At 68.2% G+C, this 21606-nt stretch carries 13 protein-coding genes; 7 read left to right on the top strand and 6 right to left on the bottom strand.

What is annotated here, in order from left to right:
* Nucleotides 1-405 precede the first annotated feature (405 nt).
* Genes D187_RS10075 through D187_RS10065 form a run of 3 tightly spaced genes read left to right on the top strand, consistent with a single transcriptional unit; the run spans nt 406 to nt 3939 of the window.
* On the top strand, nt 406-1758 hold the full coding sequence (locus tag D187_RS10075; protein ID WP_051256287.1) for a class I adenylate-forming enzyme family protein: 1353 nt from the start codon (nt 406-408) through the stop codon (nt 1756-1758).
* Complete coding sequence (locus D187_RS10070) at nt 1751-2485, top strand: SDR family NAD(P)-dependent oxidoreductase (RefSeq protein WP_002625185.1); 735 nt, start codon at nt 1751-1753, stop codon at nt 2483-2485. Before D187_RS10075 ends, D187_RS10070 begins: the two co-directional genes overlap by 8 nt.
* On the top strand, nt 2479-3939 hold the full coding sequence (locus tag D187_RS10065) for a thioester reductase domain-containing protein (protein ID WP_002625183.1): 1461 nt from the start codon (nt 2479-2481) through the stop codon (nt 3937-3939). Before D187_RS10070 ends, D187_RS10065 begins: the two co-directional genes overlap by 7 nt.
* Here D187_RS10065 and uvrA read toward each other — a convergent pair.
* Nucleotides 3936-6821 carry an excinuclease ABC subunit UvrA gene (gene uvrA, locus D187_RS10060; RefSeq protein WP_002625182.1) on the bottom strand — a complete coding sequence of 962 codons (2886 nt, stop codon included), beginning with the start codon at nt 6819-6821 and terminating at the stop codon, nt 3936-3938. The genes D187_RS10065 and uvrA overlap by 4 nt on opposite strands.
* A 284-nt stretch (nt 6822-7105) precedes the next feature.
* On the opposite strand from uvrA, the gene D187_RS10055 reads away from it, so the two are divergent.
* Nucleotides 7106-8017 carry a metallophosphoesterase family protein gene (locus tag D187_RS10055; protein ID WP_245591671.1) on the top strand — a complete coding sequence of 304 codons (912 nt, stop codon included), beginning with the start codon at nt 7106-7108 and terminating at the stop codon, nt 8015-8017.
* A gap of 14 nt (nt 8018-8031) precedes the next feature.
* Here D187_RS10055 and D187_RS10050 read toward each other — a convergent pair whose 3' ends face one another.
* The gene (locus tag D187_RS10050; protein ID WP_043428988.1) at nt 8032-9408 is read right to left on the bottom strand and encodes a pyridoxal-phosphate dependent enzyme; all 1377 of its coding nucleotides are present in this window, start codon (nt 9406-9408) and stop codon (nt 8032-8034) included.
* 36 nt (nt 9409-9444) lie between these two features.
* On the opposite strand from D187_RS10050, the gene D187_RS10045 reads away from it, so the two are divergent.
* A complete protein-coding gene (locus D187_RS10045) occupies nt 9445-10992 on the top strand; it encodes an AMP-binding protein (protein WP_002625176.1) in 1548 nt (515 codons plus the stop codon).
* On the opposite strand, the gene D187_RS10040 is transcribed toward D187_RS10045, so the two are convergent.
* Nucleotides 10989-11852, bottom strand: a complete 864-nt coding sequence (locus D187_RS10040; RefSeq protein ID WP_002625174.1) for a DUF5995 family protein — start codon at nt 11850-11852, stop codon at nt 10989-10991. The genes D187_RS10045 and D187_RS10040 overlap by 4 nt on opposite strands.
* 25 nt (nt 11853-11877) lie before the next feature.
* A complete protein-coding gene (locus D187_RS10035; RefSeq protein WP_002625172.1) occupies nt 11878-14265 on the bottom strand; it encodes a PEP/pyruvate-binding domain-containing protein in 2388 nt (795 codons plus the stop codon).
* A gap of 179 nt (nt 14266-14444) precedes the next feature.
* On the opposite strand from D187_RS10035, the gene D187_RS10030 reads away from it, so the two are divergent.
* Complete coding sequence (locus D187_RS10030; RefSeq protein ID WP_245591663.1) at nt 14445-16091, top strand: family 43 glycosylhydrolase; 1647 nt, start codon at nt 14445-14447, stop codon at nt 16089-16091.
* A 7-nt stretch (nt 16092-16098) separates the two neighbouring features.
* On the opposite strand, the gene D187_RS10025 is transcribed toward D187_RS10030, so the two are convergent.
* Entirely contained in the window at nt 16099-17430 is a 1332-nt protein-coding gene (locus tag D187_RS10025; RefSeq protein ID WP_002625168.1) for a ferritin-like domain-containing protein, read from the bottom strand.
* Nucleotides 17431-17704: 274 nt separating this feature from the next.
* Between D187_RS10025 and D187_RS10020 the strand changes: the two genes are divergently transcribed.
* Nucleotides 17705-20683, top strand: a complete 2979-nt coding sequence (locus D187_RS10020) for a discoidin domain-containing protein (protein ID WP_002625166.1) — start codon at nt 17705-17707, stop codon at nt 20681-20683.
* A gap of 11 nt (nt 20684-20694) precedes the next feature.
* On the opposite strand, the gene D187_RS10015 is transcribed toward D187_RS10020, so the two are convergent.
* Complete coding sequence (locus tag D187_RS10015; protein ID WP_051256304.1) at nt 20695-21603, bottom strand: phosphatase PAP2 family protein; 909 nt, start codon at nt 21601-21603, stop codon at nt 20695-20697.
* Between the last annotated feature and the right edge of the window lie 3 nt (nt 21604-21606).

The raw sequence follows: 21606 nt of genomic DNA, 5'->3' as shown, positions 1-21606 counted from the left end.
TGAAGTCGATGCGTTTGCGCCCTCTTCCCCATTCCACTTCCATCGGGCCGGTGACTCGCGGCGTCTGTGTTTCCGTCCTCCCTGATGCGTGGGTGCTCGGATTGGATGCCAATCCACGACTGTCAGGGATAAAGGGAATCCACATCCACGAAGGCATGAGAGGTTTCAACCCTGGTGAAGGACGGCGCGGGGCCGGTGGACCCTCGCGAAAGCCTTCTCGGGAGTTGTGATGTTGAATCCCGAGCAGCAGCGCCACACTCCCGAGAACTCCGCGTCTGCTCACCTTGACCCACGAGAGATCGTGCGCCACAGTCACCCCGGCGATACGGCCGTTCCCGTACGAGCGTCCATTGGGCTCGCTCGTTCCTCTCGCGATTCAATTGAGCGCGTTTTTCCATCATCGATATGTCTAACTTGAAGGCACGGCTCGAGCAATTCGGGTCCAAGCCCGCACTCGTCTTTCGCGGATCAACGATAAGTTATGCCGAGCTGTGCGAACGCGCCAACGCGTTCACGACGTTGCTGACGTCGGAAGGGATCGCTCCGGGCGAGTGCGTGGCACTTCGCGGAGATTTTTCCCCCAACACAGTGGCTCTCCTGATCGCGCTCACCGACAACCGCTGCATCGCCGTTCCCTTCGGCAGATCAGCACACGCGCAGCACGCCTCGTGGTTCGAGATCGCCCAGGTCACCCGCCTCTTCGACTTCAACGAAGACGACACGTGGAGCCTGAGCCGGGTGCCGTGGCGGGGCGAGGCGAATCCCCTCCTGGCGCAACTGCGCTCCGACGGGCGCGCGGGCATCGTCTTCTTCTCCTCCGGGACGAGCGGGGCGCCCAAGGCCATGTTGCACGCGGTCGACCGGATCCTCGAGAAGTTCGCGCGCCCACGAGCTCCCCGCCGCACGCTGAGCTTCCTGTTGCTCGATCACGCCGGTGGCATCAACACGTTGTTCGGCATCCTCACCGGCGGCGGAACGTTGGTCGCTCCCGAGGGCCGCACTCCGGATGCGATCTGCGCGTTGATTCAAGAACACCGCGTCGAACTCCTGCCCACGACGCCCACGTTCCTGAACGTCATGCTGCTCGCCGAGGCGCACCAGCGCTACGATCTCTCGTCGCTCGAGCTGATCACCTACGGCACCGAGCCCATGCCCGAGTCGACGCTCCGGGCGGTGCACCGCGCCCTGCCAGGCGTGCGCATCAAGCAGACCTATGGCCTCAGCGAGCTCGGCGCGCTCGCCACGCGCTCCGAGTCCGATGACTCGCTGTGGATTCAGATCGGCGGCGCGGGGTACGAGGCGAAGGTCGAAGGGGGCACGCTGCGTATCCGCACGAAGATGGCGATGCTCGGCTACCTCAACGCGCCCTCGCCATTCGACGCCGAGGGGTGGATGGATACGGGCGACGCGGTCGAGGTGCGCGGCGACTACGTGCGCGTCCTCGGCCGACAGTCCGAGCTCATCAACGTCGGCGGCCAGAAGGTCTTTCCCCAGGAGGTGGAGAACGTCATCCTCGGCGTGCCCAACGTCAAGGACGTGCTCGTGCAGGGCAGGGCGAGCCCCCTCGTCGGACAGGTCGTCGTGGCGACGGTGCGGCTCGCCCGGCCCGAGCCCGTTGACGAGGTCCGCAAGCGGGTGCGCGAGTTCTGCAAGGACAAACTGGATGCCTTCAAGATCCCCGCGGTCGTGACGGTCACGGAGAGTGATCTCTCCAATGAGCGCATGAAGAAGGCGCGCACCAGGACGGCTCATGTCTGAGAAAACCCTCGTCATCGTGAGTGGTGGAAGCCGTGGTCTGGGCGAGCACCTGGTGCGCGCCCTGCTCGCGGACGGCTACCCGGTCGCGACCTTCAGCCGTGGCAAGACACCCTTCATCGACGGCTGCCTGGCCGGACATCCGGACCGCTTCTACTGGGAGGAGTGCGACATCACCGACGCGCCGAGGCTGGACCGCTTCGTCGCCGAGTGCACGCGCCGGTTCGGCCCGGTCGGCACGCTCGTCAACAACGCGGCGTTCGCCACCGATGGGCTGTTTCTCTTCACGAAGAGAAACGACATGCACAAGGCCCTCGCGGTGAACGTGGAAGCGGTCATGAACCTGTCGCAGACGTGTCTGTCCGGCATGGTTCGCGCGCGCAAGGGCATCATCATCAATGTCTCGTCCGTCTCCGCCGTGCGCGGCATCAAGGGCGTCGCGGCGTATGGGGCGACCAAGGCCGCCGTGGATGGCTTCACGCGCGGGCTCGCGCGAGAGGTCGGCTCGCAAGGCATTCGCGTCAACTCGGTCGCGCTCGGCTATTTCGAGAGCGCGATGAGCACGGCGCTGCTCGATTCGGATCAGGTCAAGAAAATCGTCGAGCGCACGCCGCTCAAGCGCGTTGGCCACATCGAGGAGATGGTCGGCGTGATTCGTTTCCTGATGTCCCCGGCGGCCGGGTTCATCACCGGGCAAACGCTCCTGGTCGATGGAGGACTGACATGTTGAAAATCAAAGACGCGGTATGCAAGGTCATCAATGAAGTCCTCTCGGAGGACGGACGGAAGCTCGAATCGACCGCCGACGAGACGAAGCTGTCCACGCTCGGACTCGACTCCATGTCCATGGCGCGGGTGATCGTCACCCTGGATGACGAATGCAAGGTGGCCCCGTTCACCCAGGGCGGGGTCGACGTGACGAGCATCCGGACGCTGGGCGATCTCTACCGGGCCTATTCCCTCTCGCCAGCGGAGGGCGCCAAGGAGTCGACGCCCGTGGAGGCGGACGTGGTGCTCGCCGCGGACGTCGTTCCGTCCTCCCTTCGGGCCACGGGTTCGAAGGACATTCTCCTCACGGGCGCCACGGGCTTCCTGGGCAGCCACCTGCTCGATGAACTTCTCGACCAGACAGACGCGGTGATCCACTGTCTCGTCCGCGCCGAGGACGCCAACGCGGCCCTTACCCGCGTGGCGAAGAGCATGGAGCGCCGCGGTCTGCCCCTGGGTGATCGCCTGCGCCGCGTCCGCGCCATCGTGGGGGACGTCTCGCAGCCGCGCTTCGGGCTCTCCGTGAAGGAGTACGAGGAGCTCGCGTCGCGCGTCGGGGTCGTCCACCACTGCGCGGCGTGGATCAACTTCCTCTACCCCTACACGACGCTCAAGCCCTCGAACGTCATCGGCACCGAGGAGGCACTTCGCTTCGCCTGCGCGGGCCGCACCAAGGAGTTCCACTACATCTCGACGCTCGGCGTCTTCTGCGGACTGCAACACGCGAGGGCCACGGTGAGTGAGTCGACGCCGGTGGGCCCCTGCGGGCCGATGGCGCTCGGCTACGAGGAGACCAAGTGGGTCGCGGAGCAGCTCGTCGTCGAGGCGCGCGGCCGTGGTCTGCCCGTCACCATCTACCGCACGCCCTTCCTCACGGGACACTCCGCCACCGGGGCGTGGGAAGCCACGGACCTGTACCGACTGATGCTCGAGGGGTGCATCCAACTGGGCGCCGCGCCGGACTGGGACCACGAGATGGCCGCCGTCCCCGTCGACTGCGTGAGCCGCGGCATCATCCGCCTGTCGCTCCAGGGGTCTTCCCTCGGGAAGATCTTCCACATGAGTCACCCCGCGCCGATCACCTGGAACTACTTCGTGAAGCAGCTCGACTCCCAGGGCTACCCCCTCCGCCTGGTTCCCGTCGCGGAGTGGCTGCGGATGCTGCTCGGCGCGATCGATCGGCGGGAGCCCAACGCGCTCGCTCCCGTCCGCCCGCTCTTCACGCCCAACGCCGAGGATGGAAAGACGATCCTCGACCGCCTGGCGCGCGACCGCGTGGCGATCCTCGGCTGCGAGCAGACTCAGGCGGACCTGAAGGCCCACGGCGTGGGCTGTCCCGCCTTCTCGCCGGAGCTGCTGGTGCGCTACGCGGCGCGGGCGGTGGGTGAGCCGATGCGCCGCGCGGACGCGGGCTAGGCGGCGGGGGACGCCACCTCGGGGGGCCGCTGGCCCACGCGGTGGCGTCGCTTCTTCGTCAGCACGTACTTGAGGTAGCGCCCGGTGTAGCTCTCCTTCACCTCGGCCACCTGCTCCGGCGTGCCCGTGGCGAGCAGCTGTCCTCCACCCGCTCCACCCTCGGGGCCCATGTCGATCACCCAGTCCGCGCTCTTGATGACGTCCAGGTTGTGCTCGATGACGAGCACCGTGTTGCCCGCCTCCACCAGCCGGTTGAGCACCTGCAACAGCTTGCGGATGTCCTCGAAGTGCAGGCCCGTGGTGGGCTCGTCGAGGATGTAGAGCGTGCGGCCGGTGGCCACGCGCGCCAGCTCCCGCGCCAGCTTGATGCGCTGGGCCTCGCCGCCCGACAGCGTGGGCGAGCTCTGCCCCAGCCGGATGTAGCCCAGGCCCACGTCCTCCAGCGTCTGGAGCACGCGCATGATGTCCCGGTGCGCGGCGAACAGTTGCATCGCCTCGCGCACGCTCATGTCGAGCACCTCGGCGATGTTCTTGCCCTTGTAGCGCACCCGGAGCGTGGCTTCGTTGAAGCGCTTGCCGCCGCACACCTCGCACGGCACGTACACGTCCGCGAGGAAGTGCATCTCCACGAGCTTCACGCCATCTCCCTCGCACGCCTCGCAGCGCCCGCCCTTGATGTTGAAGGAGAAGCGCCCCGCGGTGTAGCCGAACGCGCGTGCCTCGGGCGTCAGGGCGAACACCTCGCGGATGCTGTCGAAGAGCTTCGTGTACGTCGCCGGGTTGCTGCGCGGCGTGCGTCCGATGGGCCGCTGGTCGATGTCGATGACCTTGTCCAGGTTCTCCAGCCCGAGCACCGCCTTGTGCTTGCCCGGCACCTCCCGGCTCTCGTAGAGCGCGCGCGCCGCGGCGGGGTAGAGGATTTCATTGATGAGCGTGGACTTGCCCGCGCCGGACACGCCCGTGACGGCCACGAACAGGCCCAGGGGGATGTCCACCGTCACGTCCTTGAGGTTGTTCTCCCGGGCTCCCTGGATGGTCACCTTGTTCTTGCCCGGGGCCCGGCGCTGGGCGGGCACCTCGATCTCCTTGCGGCCGGAGAGGTACGCGCCGGTGAGGCTCTTCTCGTTGTCCATCACCTCGGCGGGCGTGCCCGCGGCCACCACCTGGCCGCCCAGCTCTCCCGCGCCGGGGCCGAAGTCCACCAGGTAGTCCGCCTCCTCCATCGTCTCCTCGTCGTGCTCCACCACGACGACGGAGTTGCCCAGGTCGCGCAGGCGCTTGAGCGTGCCGAGCAGCTTGCCGTTGTCGCGCTGGTGCAGGCCGATGGACGGCTCGTCGAGGATGTAGATGACGCCCGTGAGCTCGCTGCCCATCTGCGAGGCGAGCCGGATGCGCTGGCTCTCGCCGCCGGACAGCGTGGACGCGGTGCGATCCAACGTCAGGTAGTTCAGGCCCACGTCCTCGAGGAAGCCCAGGCGGCTGCGGATCTCCTTGAGCAGCTCGGTGGCGATCTTCCGCTCCGTCTCCGTGAGCTTCAGCTCCTTGAGAAAGCGCAGCGAGTCCCCGATGGTCAGCCGGCTGAGGTCCACGAGCGAGCGGCCATGCACCTTCACCGCCCGGCTCTCCGGCTTGAGGCGCGCGCCGTCACACGTGGGGCAGGGCTTGTCGCTGAAGAACTTCTGGTAGTAGGTGCGCGCGGCCTCGGAGGTGGTCGTCTTGAAGCTGCGCATCAGCTTGTTGACGAGCCCCTCCCACTCCATCGTGTAGTTGCCGCCGTCGCCCCACTTCACGTTGAAGCTCTTGCCGTCCACGCCGTACATCAGGATCTTCTTCGACTTGGCGGGCAGCTTCGCGTAGGGCGTGTCCAGGTCGATGCCGAAGGCGCTGGCGAGACTGTCCACGAAGTCCGCCGTCCAGCCCTCGCCTCGGTTCATGCTGTTGGCCCACGGCTCCACCGCGCCCTCGCGGATGGTGCGCGAGCCGTCCGGGACGATGCGCTCGGGGTCCATCTCCGCCTTGGTGCCCAGGCCGTTGCAGTCCGGGCACATGCCCAGCGGGTTGTTGAAGGAGAACGAGGAGGGCGACAGCTCGCCGAAGGACAGGCCGCAGGCGTGGCACGCGTTGAGCTCGCTCATGACGCGGTCGCTCGCCGGGTCTCCCGTCTCGTTGGTGAGGATGAGCAGGCCCTTGCCCTCGCGCAGCGCCGTCTCCACCGAGTCCGTCAGCCGCTGCTTGCCCTCGGGCTTGATGGTGACCCGGTCGATGATGAGCGCGATGTCGTGCTTGGACTTCTTGTCCAGCTCGATCTTCTCCTCCAGGCTCTTCACCTTGCCGTCGATGCGCGCGCGCGAGAAACCGCGCTTGAGCGCCTCGGTGAGGATGTCCTTGTGCTCGCCCTTGCGGTTGCTCACCACGGGAGCGAGCACCATGGCCTTGGTGCCCGCGGGCGAGCCCATGAGCGTGTCGACGATCTGCTGGGCGCTCTGCTTGCCCACGCGCTGGCCGCAGTTGGGGCAGTGCTGCACGCCCACCGAGGCGTAGAGCACGCGCAGATAGTCATGCACTTCGGTGACGGTGCCCACGGTGGAGCGGGGGTTGTTGCTGGCCGCCTTCTGCTCGATGGAGATGGTGGGCGACAGGCCGCGGATGGTGTCGTACCGCGGCTTCTCCATCTGCCCGAGGAACTGCCGGGCATAGGCCGACAGGCTCTCCACGTAGCGCCGCTGCCCCTCGGCGTAGAGGGTGTCGAACGCGAGCGAACTCTTCCCGGAGCCGGAGACGCCGGTGAACACCACCAACTTCTTCTTGGGGATGTCCAGGGAGATGTTCTTGAGGTTGTGCTCCTTGGCTCCACGGATGGAGAGGGTGTCGGGCTCGGACATAGGGGCGCGGTCTAGCACTGAAAGGGCGCGCAGTGGGGGGATTGTGGGCGCGCGCACGGGGTGGGATGGTCCTCAACGGTTCGTGTTTCAACCCGAATCCAAGGGCCCGCCAGAGGGTGGGGCAGGCGGAGGTGCGACCGGGGAGATCACCTGGCTGGTGGGCTGCCAGGGCCCGCTCCGACAGGCCCCGCGCGAGGCCCCATGGCGGTGCGCGTCACTTGCGCTGATTTTGACACAACGCCCGGGGATGGATCTCGACAGGGCGTGGATGGCCGGGCAGGGTGATGGGCACGATGGCTCCGGACTCACTCCTGGTGGTTGGTGTGGGAGACATCCATGGTCGCTTCCACCGGGTGGAGGCATGGCTCGACGCGCTCGAGGAGGCGCGCCGTCGTCCCGTGGACTTGGTGTTGGCCGTGGGGGACGTGGAGGCCTTCCGGCTCGCGGATGATCACCGGCGCAAGGCCGCCAAGCGCGGCATGCCCGCGGAGTTCGCCGCGTACGCGGATGGGGTGCGCGCGATGAAGCGGCCCCTGTACTTCATCGGCGGCAACAACGAGGACTTCGAGGCGCTGCACGACGAGCCCGAGGGCTTCTCGCTCGCGCCCAACGTGCACTACCTGGGGCGCGCCGGGCTCAAGGAGCTGCTCGGCCTGCGGGTGGGCTACCTGTCGGGCATCCACGCGCCGCGCTTCTACGAGCAGCCGTTGAAGCGGCCGCGCTCGCTCGACACGGCGAAGCAGGCGGGCTACTTCCGCGCGCCCGAGGTGGAGCGGGTGATGGCGCTGCGCGACATGGACGTGCTGCTCGTGCACGAGTGGCCCCGTGGCCTGCCCCAGCGGGCCCAGGAGCGGGAGACGCCGCCGCCGGGCCGCACGCTGCCCTCGTACTGGATTGGCAACCCCATCACCCGGCGGCTGGTGGAGACGGTGCATCCGCGCTGGGTGTTGTGTGGCCACTCGCACCGGGCCTTCGCGGTGTCCCTGGGCGGGGGTCGCACGCCCACGCGCGTGGCCTGTCTGGATCAGGCGGCCAGGCCCGAGGAGTCGGTGTTCTGGATGGAGTTCCAGAACCGCGAGGTGGTGTGCGCCGGGTGGGGCGCCTCGGGCGAGGTGGCCTGGCGGGCGGGGCAGCCCTGGGGGCTGGGCTCACTGCCCACGCCCACCGAGCCGCCCCCCCTGGGCACCATGGGGTAGGGCCTGGCGCCTGCTCAGCGCAGCTTGCGGCGCAGGTGGTTGAGCAGATCGATGCGGGTGATGAGTCCGATGAACTCGTCCCCCATCATGACGATGGGCACATAGCCCTTGTCCAGGGAGCTGAGCAGCTCGGGCACCGGGGTGCGCACGTCCACGGTCTGCAGGCGCGTGGACATGAAGTCGCGCACCGGCAGGCGCAGGCGCGTCTCGTCATTGATGGCCGCGAGCAGCAGGTCCGACTCGTCGATCATCCCCACCACCTTGCCCCCGTCGAGCACCGGGAGCTGCGACACGTCGTAGAGCTTCATGCGCCCGTAGGCGATGAGCAGCGTGTCGGTGGGGGCCAGGGTGACGACGGCCCGGTCCGAGTAGCGGCGGGTGATGACGTCGCGCAAATCCCCGTGGGCCGCGCGCGGCAGGAAGCCCTGATCGGCCATCCAGAAGTCGTTGAACATCTTGGACAGGTACTTGTTGCCGCTGTCGCACACGAAGGTGCACACGCGCTTGGGGCTGGTCTGCTCGCGGCAGTAGCGCAGCGCGGCGGCGATGAGCGTGCCCGAGGACGAGCCCGCGAGGATGCCCGCCTTCTTGAGCAACTGCCGCGCCGTGTCGAGGCTCTCCGAGTCGGGGATGGTGTAGGCCTTCTTCACCCGGGACAGGTCCGCGTTGGGCGGCAGGAAGTCCTCGCCAATGCCCTCGACGACCCACGAGCCCGCCTTGCCCATGTTCCCCGTCTTCACGTAGTCGGCGAGCACCGAGCCCTGCGGGTCCGCGAGCACCATCTCGCACTCGGGGATGGCCTTGGCGAAGTAGCGCGACAGGCCCGCGAGCGTGCCGCCCGAGCCCACGCCGCACACCATGGCATCCAGGCGGTGCTCAAGCTGGGCGGCGATCTCCGGGCCGGTGGTGGTCTCGTGGGCGAGCGGGTTGGCGGGGTTGGCGAACTGGTTGACGTAGAGGCCGCCCAGCTCGCGCGCGATGCGCTCGGCCATGTCCTGGTAGTACTCGGGGTGGCCCTTGTCCACGTCCGAGCGCGTCATGATGATCTCCGCCCCGAGCGCCTTGAGGTGGAGCACCTTCTCCTGGCTCATCTTGTCCGGGATGACGAGCGTGAGGCGGTAGCCCTTCTGCGCGGAGACGAGCGCCAGGCCCAGGCCGGTGTTGCCGGCGGTGGCCTCCACGAGGTGCTTCTGGTGGGGACCGAGCTGGCCCGCCTCCTCGGCGGCGGAGATCATGGACAGGCCGATGCGGTCCTTGATGGAGCCGCCCGGGTTCTGGCTCTCGAGCTTGAGGAAGAGCTCGCACGGACCCGTGTCCAGCTGGGTCACCTTCACCATGGGGGTGTTGCCGATGAGGCTGAGGACGTCGTGGCGGAGAGGGGCGAAGCGCATGGCCACGCACAGTACACGCGGTAGTCTCCGGAGTGCATGACGACTTCTCTCCTCGACACCTTCCTCACCCGGGCCCGTCAGCTCCCCGACGGACCCGTCCTGGACTTCGAGCGGCGCCGTTTCACCGCCGGACAGCTCGCCGCCGACGTGACGGCCTTCGCCCGCGCCCTGAGGGAGCAGGGGCTCGCCCCCGGAGACCGGGTGGCGCTCTTCCTGGAGAACAGCCCCGCCTTCGTCATCGCCTACCTGGGCACCTGGTACGCCGGGGGCGTCGTCGTCCTCGTGAACACCCAGTACCGCCAGGTGGAACTGGGCCACATCCTCGCCGACTCGGAGGCCCGGGCCTGTGTCACAGGGGCGGCGGGCGCCGCCGAGCTCGCTCCCTTGAAGGCCCAACTTCCCGCGCTCGAGTGGCTCGTCACCGTCGAGCCGACCGCACAGGCCGTGCCCTGGCCCACGCTCGACTTCGACGCGCTGCTCGCCCGGGGGGCCGCGTCCTCCGCCCCGCTGTCACTGCCCTCGGGCGAGCAGCTCGCCGTGCTCGGCTACACCTCGGGCACCACCGGCCGCTCCAAGGGCGCGATGATGCTGCACCGCAACCTGCTCGCCAACGTGCGCGCCGTCACCGAGGCCTGGCGCTGGACGCGGGAGGATCGGCTGCTGCTCGCCCTGCCGCTCTTCCACACCCACGGCCTCATGGTGGGACTGCATGGCACGCTCTACTCCGGTGGCACGGTGGACCTGCGGCGCCGCTTCGACGCGGCCGAGGTGCTCGCGTCGTTGAGCCAGGACGCCTCCCTGACGATGTTCTTCGGCGTGCCCACCATGTACGGCCGGCTGCTCGAGGAGTCGCGCCGCACCGGCGTGCGCCCCCGGGCCCTGCGCCTGCTCGTCTCGGGCTCGGCGCCGCTGAGCGCCCAGCTCTTCCAGGAGGTGGCGGAGGCGTTCGGCCAGCGCATCCTCGAGCGCTACGGCATGACGGAGACCATCATGAACACCACCAACCCCTACGAGGGCGAGCGGCGTCCGGGCACGGTGGGCATGCCGTACCCGGGCCAGGAGGCGCGCGTGGTGGACGTGCGCACCCGCCAGCCGCTGCCGCCGGGGGAGACGGGGGAGATTGAAGTTCGCGGCCCCCACGTCTTCGCGGGCTACTGGCGGCGTCCGGACGCCACCGCCGAGTCCTTCGACCCCGAGGGGTGGTTCCGCACGGGGGACCTGGGCGAGCGCGACGCGGACGGCTACTTCCGCATCACCGGCCGGGCGCGCGAGCTCATCATCAGCGGCGGCTTCAACGTCTATCCCCGCGAGGTGGAGGAGGTGCTCGCCCAGCACCCCGCCGTGGCGGAGGTGGCGGTGCTGGGCCTGCCGGATCCGGACTTCGGCGAGCAGGTGGTGGCCGTCGTCGTCCCGGCCACCGGCCAGAGCGCCGAGCCCTCGGCGCTGGTGGAGTTCTGCAAGGAGCGGCTCGCCAGCTTCAAGAAGCCCCGCCGGGTCGTCTTCGTGGAGGCCCTGCCGCGCAACGCGCTCGGCAAGGTGCAGAAGCACGTGCTGCGCGAGCGGCTCCTCGGCGCGGGCCGCTAGAAAGGCGAGAAGACCTGCGTGGGCTTCTTCTTCTCGGGCGCGGTGTCCTCGCGCTCGAGGGTGATGGGCCCGAAGGTGGCCTTGCTGAAGAGGTTCAGGAGGCTCCGCAGTGAGCGCTGGAGCACTGTTCCCTCGCACGCGAGGCTCTCGGCGAGCTGGGCGGATTCCCAGTCGAGCCGGTCATGGACGAGCTGGAGTTCCTCCGGGGATTGGGCGGACAGGAAGGAGATGGCCGACCACCAGACTCGCTCGCGGTAGTACTTGATGCCGAGTTCCCCGAGCACCTCGTCCAGGTCGCCCACCAGCTCGCCCATCAGTTGCAGCTCCCCGCCATAGTCTCGCGTGAGCACGGTTTCCACCTGGGGGATGGTGTTGATGAGGATGTTGTTGACCTGATCGTGGTCGAACTTGCGCCGCGGCAGCAGCAGGTGATCCCTCCCGTCCTCGTGCTCCTTGAGGTTGAGATAGATGCCGTAGGCGAGGTCGTAATTGATGTGGGCGTTGATGCCGAGCAGCATGTCCTGGAAGACCGAGGTCTCGTTCGTGCCCGCCAGGCGGTGCGCCATCTTCCAGGCCCGCTCGCCGCCGCGCTCCTGGGTGCTCAGGGATTGGAAGTAGAGCAGGGAGAACTTCCCGGCCAGCTTATCGACCCACTGGGGATCGAAGAAGATGCGTTTGTCATAGCGGCCGCGTTGGTGGACGGCCTGCCAGACGGCGGAGGTGATGAGGTAGTAGGCGCGCAGGAAGATGGCGCGCTGATCATTCTCGCGGTGGAAGTAGTCGAGCGCCGAGCGCATGGCGTCGAGGGAGTCTTCGATGTTCCTGGGCCGGTACGCCTTGATTTCCGCGAGAGTCGCCATGAGTGCCAGACCTCCGGTGAAGGCTTCATCCTATGTTCCCGGGCTCCGCCCGTCGAACCACTTCCACACGGCCCTGACTGCCATTGACGCGCACCCGGTCGCCGGTGCGCAGGCGCATCGTCGCGTTGCCACAACCCACCACCGCGGGAATGCCCAGCTCCCGGGCGACGATCGCCGCGTGGGACAACGGTGCGCCCACGTCGGTCACGATCGCGGCGGCGCGCGGAAACAGGGGCGCCCAGCCGACGTTGGTCACGGTCGTCACGAGGACTTCCCCGGCCTGGAAGGTGTCGCCCTCCTCGGGCGAGGCCAGCAGCCGTACCGGGCCCTCGACGATGCCGGCCGCTCCGGGGAAGCCGGTGATTCCCTCCTGGACGGGCGCGCTGTCCCCACGCGCATCGAACACATCGCCGCGCCGCCGGGGATCGGCCGCCCATTGAATGGGATCGAAGCGGCCGCGAATCAACGTCGGGTAGACCGGCAGTGCCGAGTACCGGGCATGCGTTTGCCGGCGGGCTGGGACGAACGCGAGCGCCGTGGCATCGCCGCGCAGCAGGGCGAGGATCTCCTCGTGGTACAGGAAGAAGAGGGCGTCCCCCTGGCCCGTCAACGTCCCCGCCCGCAGGACGAACGCGCGCAGCACCCAGAAGGCACGAATCACCTCCGAGCGCGCCGCCTCTCGCGCGTGAGCCCCCTCGGCGGCCAGGTCCAGCAGTCCGCGTATCTTCGCGGCCCGGCGCGGATGGTTTCGTTGGAATCGCTCCCAGGCGGCGTCCCGCGCCTCCTTCTGACGCGAGAGCAGCGTGTCCACGTCCACGGGGGCCGCGCGCGCCTGGGCGAGCTGCCGGTCGATCCATTCCGGATCCTCGGCGGGACGGGGGAGGGAGATCTCGAACTCGTGTGGGCCCCGGTGACCGTATCGCCGGGCATAGGTCTCGCGGTCGAGCTCCCCCCGGCTCAGTCGGGCGAGTGCCACGAGGGGTTCGAGGCTCGCCAGGGGACTCGCGCCGCTGCTCAGCCCCGACAACAGCGCGGTGGCATCGGCGTCTCCCACCCACTTGCGCAGCATGCGCCGCAGCCCGTGGGTGGCTCTTCCACTCCGCCGGCTCCCCGCTTCCAGCATCTGGCAGCACTCCTGATGGTAGGGGAACAGCTCCTGGTCCCACAGCGCGCTCAGCTCCGGGGCGCTGGACATGGCCTGGATTCGGGCGAGGAGCGCCTCGCAGCGCCCGGGGGCGGACGCGACGAACGCGGCCAGCCTGGATTGGTTGGCACGCACGCGCTTGCGGAGGCGGATCGCGCCGGGGACGAGCTTGCGCAGGAGGCTCCAGCGCGAGAGCGGCAGCAGGGGGGTCTCCATGCCCTCGGGAAGCCGTCCGAAGGCCTCCTCGGCCGTCTCGGCGAAGCGCTGGCGGCTCACGCCGAACGCCCAGCCCAGGGTCGCCGCGAGGCTCAGGTTCATGTAGGCGCGGCCGCCGAGATTGCCCATGGGCGGGTCGTTGCCCATGAAGAGCAGGGGCAGGGTCTCGGCGAGGAAGAGGCGCAGGAGGGACCACGTGCAGGGCGTCATCACGTCCGGGACCGCCTCGCCGAGGTTCGTGCTCGTCCACAGGTAGTCGCCCGTGAGGCTGTCATTCCACTCGCCCGTCGCGGGATCATGGCCGCGCAGGGTGGTGATGGGCCGGGCTTGCAGCAGCATGAGCCGGCCCCGGGAGATCGCCCACTCGATGTCCTGTGGTGAGCCCAACTCCTCCTCGAGCCGCAGGGCGAGCCGCCGGAACTTCCGGGCGTGGGCGCGCAGCTCCGGGGGGCCGGAGTACGTGCCCTTCAGCCGGTCGAGGGTGAAGGACGACGGCGTCACCTCGCCCGCGACGAGTCGCTCACCGAGCCCGCTCACGAAGTTGCCCACCAGCGCCGAGCGGTTGCCCGTCACCGGGTCGGCGGTGAAGAGCACGCCCGAGGTGTCCGCCTCCACCAGGTGTTGGATGACGACCGCGACCTCGTGCCCGGTGGCGAGTCCCTGGGCCTGGCTGTACGCCGCGACGCGGTCCGCATGGCGGGAGCGGCGCACGGTCTCGATGGCACGCCGCACGGCGTCATCGTCTCGCACGTCCAGGACCGTCTCGAAGCCTCCGGCGAAGGAGGCCCGCTCCGAGTCCTCCCCGAGGGCCGACGAGCGGACGGCGAAGGCGCGATCGGGTTGGCCCGCCCGCAGCCGCGCGAGCGCGGTGACGACCTCGTCCCAGGACTCGGGCCGGAGCGCGTCTCCCTCGAAGGCGCTCGTCAGGACGATGAAGCCCGGGGGCACGGGATGGCCCGCCTGATGAAGTCGCGCGAGCACGCGCCCCTTCCCACCCGCCTGGGTGGCCCGTTCGGCGGTGAGGTCCTCGAAGAAGCAGACAGTGGTCGTCATATCAAATGATGTAAAACGTGTTTATCCTTCGATTCAAGGAACCAATGCGGAGAGAAGACACCATGCGTCAAAGAAGCCACTGGATATCCCTGTCATGTCTCGCCCTCGTGGGGCTCGCCGGCTGCGGGAGCGCGGAGGAGGGGAGCCACGCTTTGCCGATGCAAGGAGAGGTGTCGGCCTTGGCGGACGGCGTCTGCTCCGGCGTCACCTGCGGTGGCCACGGCGTCTGCCAGGATCGGTCGGGAAGCGCGGTGTGCGTCTGTGATGAGGGCTTCACGGGGACGTCCTGTTCCACGCGCGGCGGGAACTTCTACGCGCGCTCATTGCTCGTCTCGGGCATGGCCGATCCCGACGTCTACAAGGAGCACGACGATCTCTTCTTCCTCACCGGCACGGGAAATGGGGCGTCGGTGCCCATCTATGAGACCAATGATCTCTCGAGCTTCCGCCTCAAGCTGAGCTACAGCCCGTCCGCGGCGGATCCGGTCTACGACTACTGCATGATCTGGGCGCCGGACCTCAACAAGGCCAACGGTGTCTATGTCCTGAACTTCTCCGCCCAGCGCGTTGCCAATGGGGCGGCCTGTCCGGCCTCGGGTCAGGACGTGACGACCTTCACGGCCACGGCTCCCGACCTGAACCTGCGCTTCGGAGTGCCCCAGCCCATCAACCCGAACACGACGTACCCGCGCACCCAGGTTCCGGCCTCCTGCGTGGCGGAGGGATGCAACCGGACCATCCGCATCGACTCGGCCACCTACAACGATCCCTCGGGCCGCTGGTTCTTCTATGTGTGGTTCGACCGGGGCAACAACATCTCCTCGTTCAACACCTCCGCCCCCGGCGTCGTCTACAACCACGCGGGCCCCGCGCTCTACTCGCTGCCCGCCGAGGAGGAGACCATCAACGAGGCCCCGGAGATCTTCAAGCGCAACGGCCTCTACTACCTGCTCCTCAGCACGGGTTGGTTCAACAGCCAGTATTCCATGCGCTACATCGTGGGGGATTCGCTCCCCCAGCTCACCCGGGCGCGCGCCCTGCGCCGGCTCTCCATGCCCATGCGCAATGCCTCCGGGGCGCTCATCCAGACCCATGGCCACAACACCGTGGTCGATCGCCGGGGCGAGTACTTCAACATCTTCCACGTCGGTGCCTTCCAGCCCGCGGGGACCTTCACCTCGCGCAGCACCTACAAGCAGCGCCTCGCCTTCAAGCCGGACGGCTCCCTGGCCTCGCTCAACCAGGTCAACGTCCGGTGGACGCGCATGGCCGGGTACAGCTACTCGATCGATCTCGTGCTGCGCGACGGGACGGTGGTCGGCCCCTGCCTCGACGTGAACCAGCTCGGGACCTCGAACAAGGTGACCTTCAATGGCGTGTGCCCGAGCGCCGGCAGCCGCATGGTGAACAAGGGGGACATCGCCGCCTTCCGGCTCTACTACTCGAACAACGGCGTCTGGGGGGCCAACGTCCAGACGGCCTATGACGGCGGCGCCGACGACGTCTTCCTGGAGCCGCCCGGCGGGACGACCCCGTTCGTGGACCTGAGCTGGAGCGAGGAGGAGACCGGCGCCCAGTACTCCATCGACGTGCAGCGGCGGGACACGGGGGCTTGGATTGGCCCCTGTATCGACGTGAACTCCGTCAACCGTGCCCTCGCCTGGAGCTACACCGGGCGTTGCACCTCGCCGGGCATCGACGTGGCCCCGTCCAACATCAGCGCCTTCCGCGTCTGCTCGGCGGTGGGCGGCGATTGGTCCCGTGCTCGGTGCGGCACCACGGCCTATGACGGCAAGCGCATGGACGCGTCCGTCGTGATTCCCTGAGCGGGCGTCAGGCCCAGAGGCTCTGCTCGAGCGAGGCGAGCAGGGCCGCGGCGACCTCGGGGGTGGGCATGCCCGCCTCGGTGACGAGGTCGGCGTCGGGCGGCGTGGCCACCTCCGCACGGAGGGCCGCCACGGCCGCCCGGCGGGCCTCGCGCAGGGCGGTGCGCTCGGACTCGGACAGCCGGGCGTGGGCCCAGCGGTCGATGGCCCAGGACAGCTCGGCGTGCCGGGTCTCGTCCTCGGCGATGCGCGCCATGGCGCCGCGCACCTGCTCATCGCGCGCGTGCAGCGCCTGGTGGTGCGCCACGAGCGCCCCGTACGTCTCGCGCGTGCAGCCCTCCACGGCGTTGTCCAGCGCCACCTCGAAGAGGGAGCGGAGCGGCAGTGTCTCCACCTCGGGCCTGGGGGGCGTGGCGCCGAAGCGGTGGGCCAGCCGCGTGCTGAGCTGCGTGTGCATCACTTCTTCCAGCGCGCTCGCGAGCGCCGCGTCCTGGAGGGCCTCGTCCGCGCCGTGCAGGGCGAGTTCCTCGCGCAGGCGCAGGAAGGCCTGGATGGACGCGGCCTCCAGGTGGGCGGCCGCCGCGAAGTGACGCCCCAGGGCCTCGGCGCAGGCCACGCCGTCCGTGGCGCGCAGCCCTTGGGGCCTCCGTCCGATGGCGCAGCCGGGATTGCCCCGTTCGATGATCTTGCTGCTCTCCTCCCGCACGTCTCCGGAGGGGGACACGCTCAAGATGTGGCGTGTCACGTTGCTGCCGGCTCCGCAGGCGTGGCCCGTGGTGGTGATGACATGGAAGCCTCCGTCGGCATCGGCCCGCACCGCGCCTCGTTCCAGGTTGTTGCAGCTCAGGTAGTAGCCCTGGGCGAAGGCGAGCAGGGCGGCCTCCTGGGCCGTGTCGATGGTGCCCAGGAAGCTGCGCAGGCCCTCCAGCGTGTCGATGGCCGCCACGTCGTCGCCCCGCGTCGTCGCGAGGAAGTAGTTGGTGCAGGCGTCAATGCCGCAGCTGCGCAGGAAGCCGTTCTTGGTGGTGAGGGCGTCCAGCGCGGATTGACACGCCGCGGGCTGGGAGGCGCTCGCGCAGGCGGTGCCCGAGGAACCCCGCGCGTTGGGGCGCTGGGTGGGTTCTTCCGTCGGGTAGAAGTAGGTGTGGAAGTAGCGCAGCTGCACGAAATCGGTTGGCACCGCGGGATTCAGTCCAGTCACCGTGAGGAGGCCATCCTCGCAGGCGGGCGCGGAGTAGTCCGTCAGGTCGACGATTCCGCAGCCCGCGAGGACCAGCGGGGAAGCGAGCGAAGCGCGGAGGGTACGAGCGAAGAGGTGGCGCAGCCGGAAGGGTTCCATGGAGGACTCCTGGGTGAAGGGGCGAGGGATGCCTGAGCAATGTGGATGCCAGGAGTCGCACGACCCGTGTCCCGAGAGACAGGGACCCGCGTGTACCCTGGTGCCGCGGGCTCGAAATTCCGAGGCGCCCTGAGAGCGGTGTCGGGCTTCGCCGCCTGGACATTCCAGGACGGGCGGGGCTGCATGACAGCGCTGTCCGACTCCTGAAGAATCAGGAGCGCAGGGACATGAAAGCATGGAAGTATCGTTATTCTCGAATTCGATGAGTTGGGGAATGACGATGAGACTGCTGTGGCTGTGGGTGGCGCTCGCGGTGACGAGCGGCTTGATCGATCCCCTGGGGAGCCAGTCGGCCCGGGCCGCGAGTGGAAACCTGGCGCTGACCGCGACGGCCACGGCGTCCTCCTCGGGAGGAGCGGGCTCTGACGCGGCGAAGGCCCGGGATGGGAGTCCGTCCACGTCCTGGAAGGCCAGCGGCGCGACGACGCCCCAGTGGCTCCAGTTCGACCTGGGAGACCTGTACACCCTGAGCCGGGTGGAGCAGTCCTTCGACGCGCTGGGCACCTGGCGCTTCCGGATCGAGGCGTCGGTGGACGGTGCGAGCTGGGCCACCCTGGTGGATCGGACGACGGGGGTGGCGGGGCAGGTCTTCGCGGAGGGCGTCAACGGAACGTTCAGGTACGTGAAGCTGACGGTGACGGGCGCCCGGGAAGGTTTCGCCGCCTCGAGCCGGGAGTTGCGGGTGTTCGGCACGAACGAGGGCGACAACCTCGCGGTGGGCAGGCCGTTGTCCGCGTCGTCGAGTGTGGCGGATTACGAGCCGGGGAAGGCCGCGGATGGCAACACGTCCACCTATTGGGTCGCCGGCAGTGCGAGCGTGCCGCAATGGCTGCGGGTGGATCTGGGCTCTCCGAGCCTCGTGACTGGCGTCGAGCAGAACTTCAAGGATGTGGACACCTACAAGTTCAAGATCGAGGGCTCCGGGGACGGCACCACCTGGACGATGTTGCTGGATGGGGGAGCGGGGGTCTCGGGTCAAACGTTCTCGCGGCGGGTGAGTGGGACCTACCGGTATGTGCGCCTGACCGTTCTGTCCTCGGCGTCCTCCTATTGGGCCAGCAGCACGGAGTTCAAGGTGTATGGCTTCGCCAATCTGGCGCTGGGCCGGTCCGGAAGCGCCTCGACGGTTTCCCCGGGGTACGAGATCAGCCGGGCCACGGATGCCAACTCCGCCACCTATTGGTGCGCGACCAGCGCGAGCATGCCGCAGTGGATGATGGTCGACCTGGGAGGGTTGTCGAGGGTTCGGAGGGTGGAGCAGACGTTCGTGGACGTGGATACCTATCAGTTCAAGCTGGAGGGGTCCGCGGACCGGACGACCTGGACGGTGCTCCTGGACAAGACAGCGGGGGCCTCGGGGCAGACCTGGGGACAGGAACTCGGTGGGAACTACCGGTACATTCGCCTCACTGTTTACTCCTCCGCCGCCGGGCACTGGGCCAGCAGTCAGGAGTTGAAGGTGTTCGGGACTCCACTCGAGAGGAACCTGGCCCTGGGCGTCTCCGCTTCGTCCTCTTCCCTCGCGCCCGGGTATGAACCCGCCAATGCGGTGGATGGGAATCCGGTCTCCTACTGGGTGTCGAGCAGCGCGAACTGGCCGGAGTCGCTCACGCTGGATCTGGGCAATCTCAGTCTCATCAAGCGGATCGAGCAGTCGTTCGTCGATCTCGACACCCACCGCTTCAAGATCGAGGGTTCCCCGGACAAAACCACCTGGACGATGTTGTTGGACAAGACGGCGGGGGTTGCGGGCAAGGACTTCATCCAGGACGTGAGTGGCGGCTATCGGTACATCCGCCTCACGGTGTTGGGGTCCGCCGCCGGGCACTGGCCCAGCAGCCAGGAGTTGAAGGTCATCGGCCTCGGCTCACCGCTCCAGGGCCGGTGGTGGGAGAGCTCCTCGGGCGTCATGAGGTACTACCCGAAGTATTATCAAATCGATCTGAACACCATCGTCAGCGAGCTGGATGACCTGCGTGCACGGGGATACAGCGCGATCGAGCTGATGGCGCCGTACACCGGACCCGCCGACGTGTGGGCGGGGCTGGGCGCCACGGACAACTACAGCATCGATCCGTCCATCGGGACGATGGCGGACTTCCAGAACCTCATCGCCCAGGCCCATGCCCGGGGGATGCGCGTGTTGATGTTCGGCAATGTCGGGTATGCGCGCGACACCGCTCCGTTCTTCGTCAAGGCGCAGGACGACAACCGGAACAACGTCTACAGCAAGGAGCGCATGTGGTTCCACTTCCGCTCCACCCCGGGAGAGCGTTGGTACTGGAGCAGCCGGGCGGGGGCCTATTACTACGCGTTCTGGGGACAGAACATCCCGTCCTACAACTTCAACACCCAGGAGTGGCGCGACGAGACGCGGAAGTACATCAAGTTCTGGATGGACAAGGGGATTGATGGCTTCGCCCTGGACGCGCCCGATGTCTATGACGGCATCAACGTGGCCATCAACAACGCCCACATCACGGACATCCTGCGGGGCTATGACACGTGGGCCAATTCCGAGGGGGCTCGCGGCCCGGGCTACGTCAAGGACTGGCATTACAACAGCATCCAGGACTACACCCTGACCAACTGGGGCGGCGCTGGCTACAGCACCATCATTCCCGCGATCGACACCCAGAATCCCGATGGGCTCGAGGGGCTCTTGAAGTCGAACCGGGATGCCATCAACGCCATGGGAGGCATCACCCAGACGCCCCCGAGCTGGGAGATCGCCGGGGTGCCCGCCAACAAGCGCTTGCTGGAGATCGCGACGCTGACGACCCTGGGGACCTTCTTCTACCTGCACAATGGCCAGCACACCCTGCTGCCCCATGAGTCCATCATTCCCACCTGGTCCGCCGCGGATCAGGCCCGGCTGTGGAGCCTGATGCGGGCCCAGGGCAGCTACAAGGCGCTGTCCCCCTCCGGGCATCGGGTCAAGCTCAACACCCAGGACAACCGGAGGTTCTACGCCTACAAGCGCACGAACCGGGAGGGGACCGTCAAGGCGCTGGTGATTCTCAACTACCAGGGCTCGACCCAATCCATCACGGTCAACCTGGCGAACACGGACATCTCGATGTCACAGACGCCCGTGGACCTGCTGAGCGGCGGCTCGGGCCCGGCCATCACCTCGGCCAGCTACACGGTCACCTTGCCGGCCTACGGCTTCACCGTGCTGGGAGTGGATTAGCCCTGGAGTGCCTAGAACTGTCCGGACAACATCACGCCACCGGGGTTGCCCGACATCCGCATCGACATGCCCGACTGTGGTGCCGGGCCGCCATTGTCACTGGCGGCGCGTCCATGCAGCAGCAGGGGCACGCCCACGCCGAAGACAGTGCCCGCCGCGGCGCCCACCAGCACGTCCGTGAGGTAGTGCTTGTCCGCCCCCATGCGCATCAGCCCCACCGACGCCGCCGCGGGCACGCCCACCGCCCAGATGAGCCAGTTGTTGCGGTAGCCGCGCATCCCGGACACCGTGCCCGCCGCCGCCACGAGCGAGAACGCCAGGCTCGTGTGGCCGCTGTAGAAGGACAGGTTGTTGTCGCTCGGGTTGTGGCCGAGGCCCTTCTGGTCCTCCGGCAGCACGTGCACGAAGGGGCGCTCGCGGCCCACGGCGAACTTCACCACCTGGTTGGCCAGCGCCGCCACCGCCGCCGTCTCCACGATCGTCATCGCGTCCTCCGCGTAGTACCGCGCCGACGCTCCGCTCCCGGACGCCAGCAGGTACTGCGCGCCCAGCACCCCCACCGGCAGCACGCCGAAGCCGGTCACGTTGCTCCAGGTGTCCCACGTCTTGCGTCCCGCCTCGGTCTTCCCCGCCATGCCCCGGCCCCAGCGATCCACCCCATTGAGGGCGTCCTGGCCGTCCGGAGAGCGGTCGCACCACCGGCAGGTGTTCGGGGCCAGTTGGTTCTTGAGGAAGGCCTCGCTGGTGATCCACAGCGCGCCACTCACGCCCGTGATGAGCCCGTCCCGCGTCCAGTTGACGTCGAGCGCCCGCACCGTGGGTGCGTCCGCCGCCTGGCGCGCCCCGGGAAGCGCGGCGTCTGGAACGGGAGAGGAGGCAACCAGGGAAGCGAGTGCTAGAAAACAGAGGGCAGAGGGCATGGC

The organism is Cystobacter fuscus DSM 2262 (assembly GCF_000335475.2).
GTDB lineage: Bacteria > Myxococcota > Myxococcia > Myxococcales > Myxococcaceae > Cystobacter > Cystobacter fuscus.
This window is presented reverse-complemented; position numbering and strand designations above follow the sequence as displayed.

Coding starts and splice junctions, on each gene's coding strand:
- D187_RS10075 (WP_051256287.1), top strand. CDS start 406: ATGTCTAACTTGAAGGCACGGCTCGAGCAATTCGGGTCCAAGCCCGCA.
- D187_RS10070 (WP_002625185.1), top strand. CDS start 1,751: ATGTCTGAGAAAACCCTCGTCATCGTGAGTGGTGGAAGCCGTGGTCTG.
- D187_RS10065 (WP_002625183.1), top strand. CDS start 2,479: ATGTTGAAAATCAAAGACGCGGTATGCAAGGTCATCAATGAAGTCCTC.
- uvrA (WP_002625182.1), bottom strand. CDS start 6,821: ATGTCCGAGCCCGACACCCTCTCCATCCGTGGAGCCAAGGAGCACAAC.
- D187_RS10055 (WP_245591671.1), top strand. CDS start 7,106: ATGGGCACGATGGCTCCGGACTCACTCCTGGTGGTTGGTGTGGGAGAC.
- D187_RS10050 (WP_043428988.1), bottom strand. CDS start 9,408: ATGCGCTTCGCCCCTCTCCGCCACGACGTCCTCAGCCTCATCGGCAAC.
- D187_RS10045 (WP_002625176.1), top strand. CDS start 9,445: ATGACGACTTCTCTCCTCGACACCTTCCTCACCCGGGCCCGTCAGCTC.
- D187_RS10040 (WP_002625174.1), bottom strand. CDS start 11,852: ATGGCGACTCTCGCGGAAATCAAGGCGTACCGGCCCAGGAACATCGAA.
- D187_RS10035 (WP_002625172.1), bottom strand. CDS start 14,265: ATGACGACCACTGTCTGCTTCTTCGAGGACCTCACCGCCGAACGGGCC.
- D187_RS10025 (WP_002625168.1), bottom strand. CDS start 17,430: ATGGAACCCTTCCGGCTGCGCCACCTCTTCGCTCGTACCCTCCGCGCT.
- D187_RS10020 (WP_002625166.1), top strand. CDS start 17,705: ATGACGATGAGACTGCTGTGGCTGTGGGTGGCGCTCGCGGTGACGAGC.
- D187_RS10015 (WP_051256304.1), bottom strand. CDS start 21,603: ATGCCCTCTGCCCTCTGTTTTCTAGCACTCGCTTCCCTGGTTGCCTCC.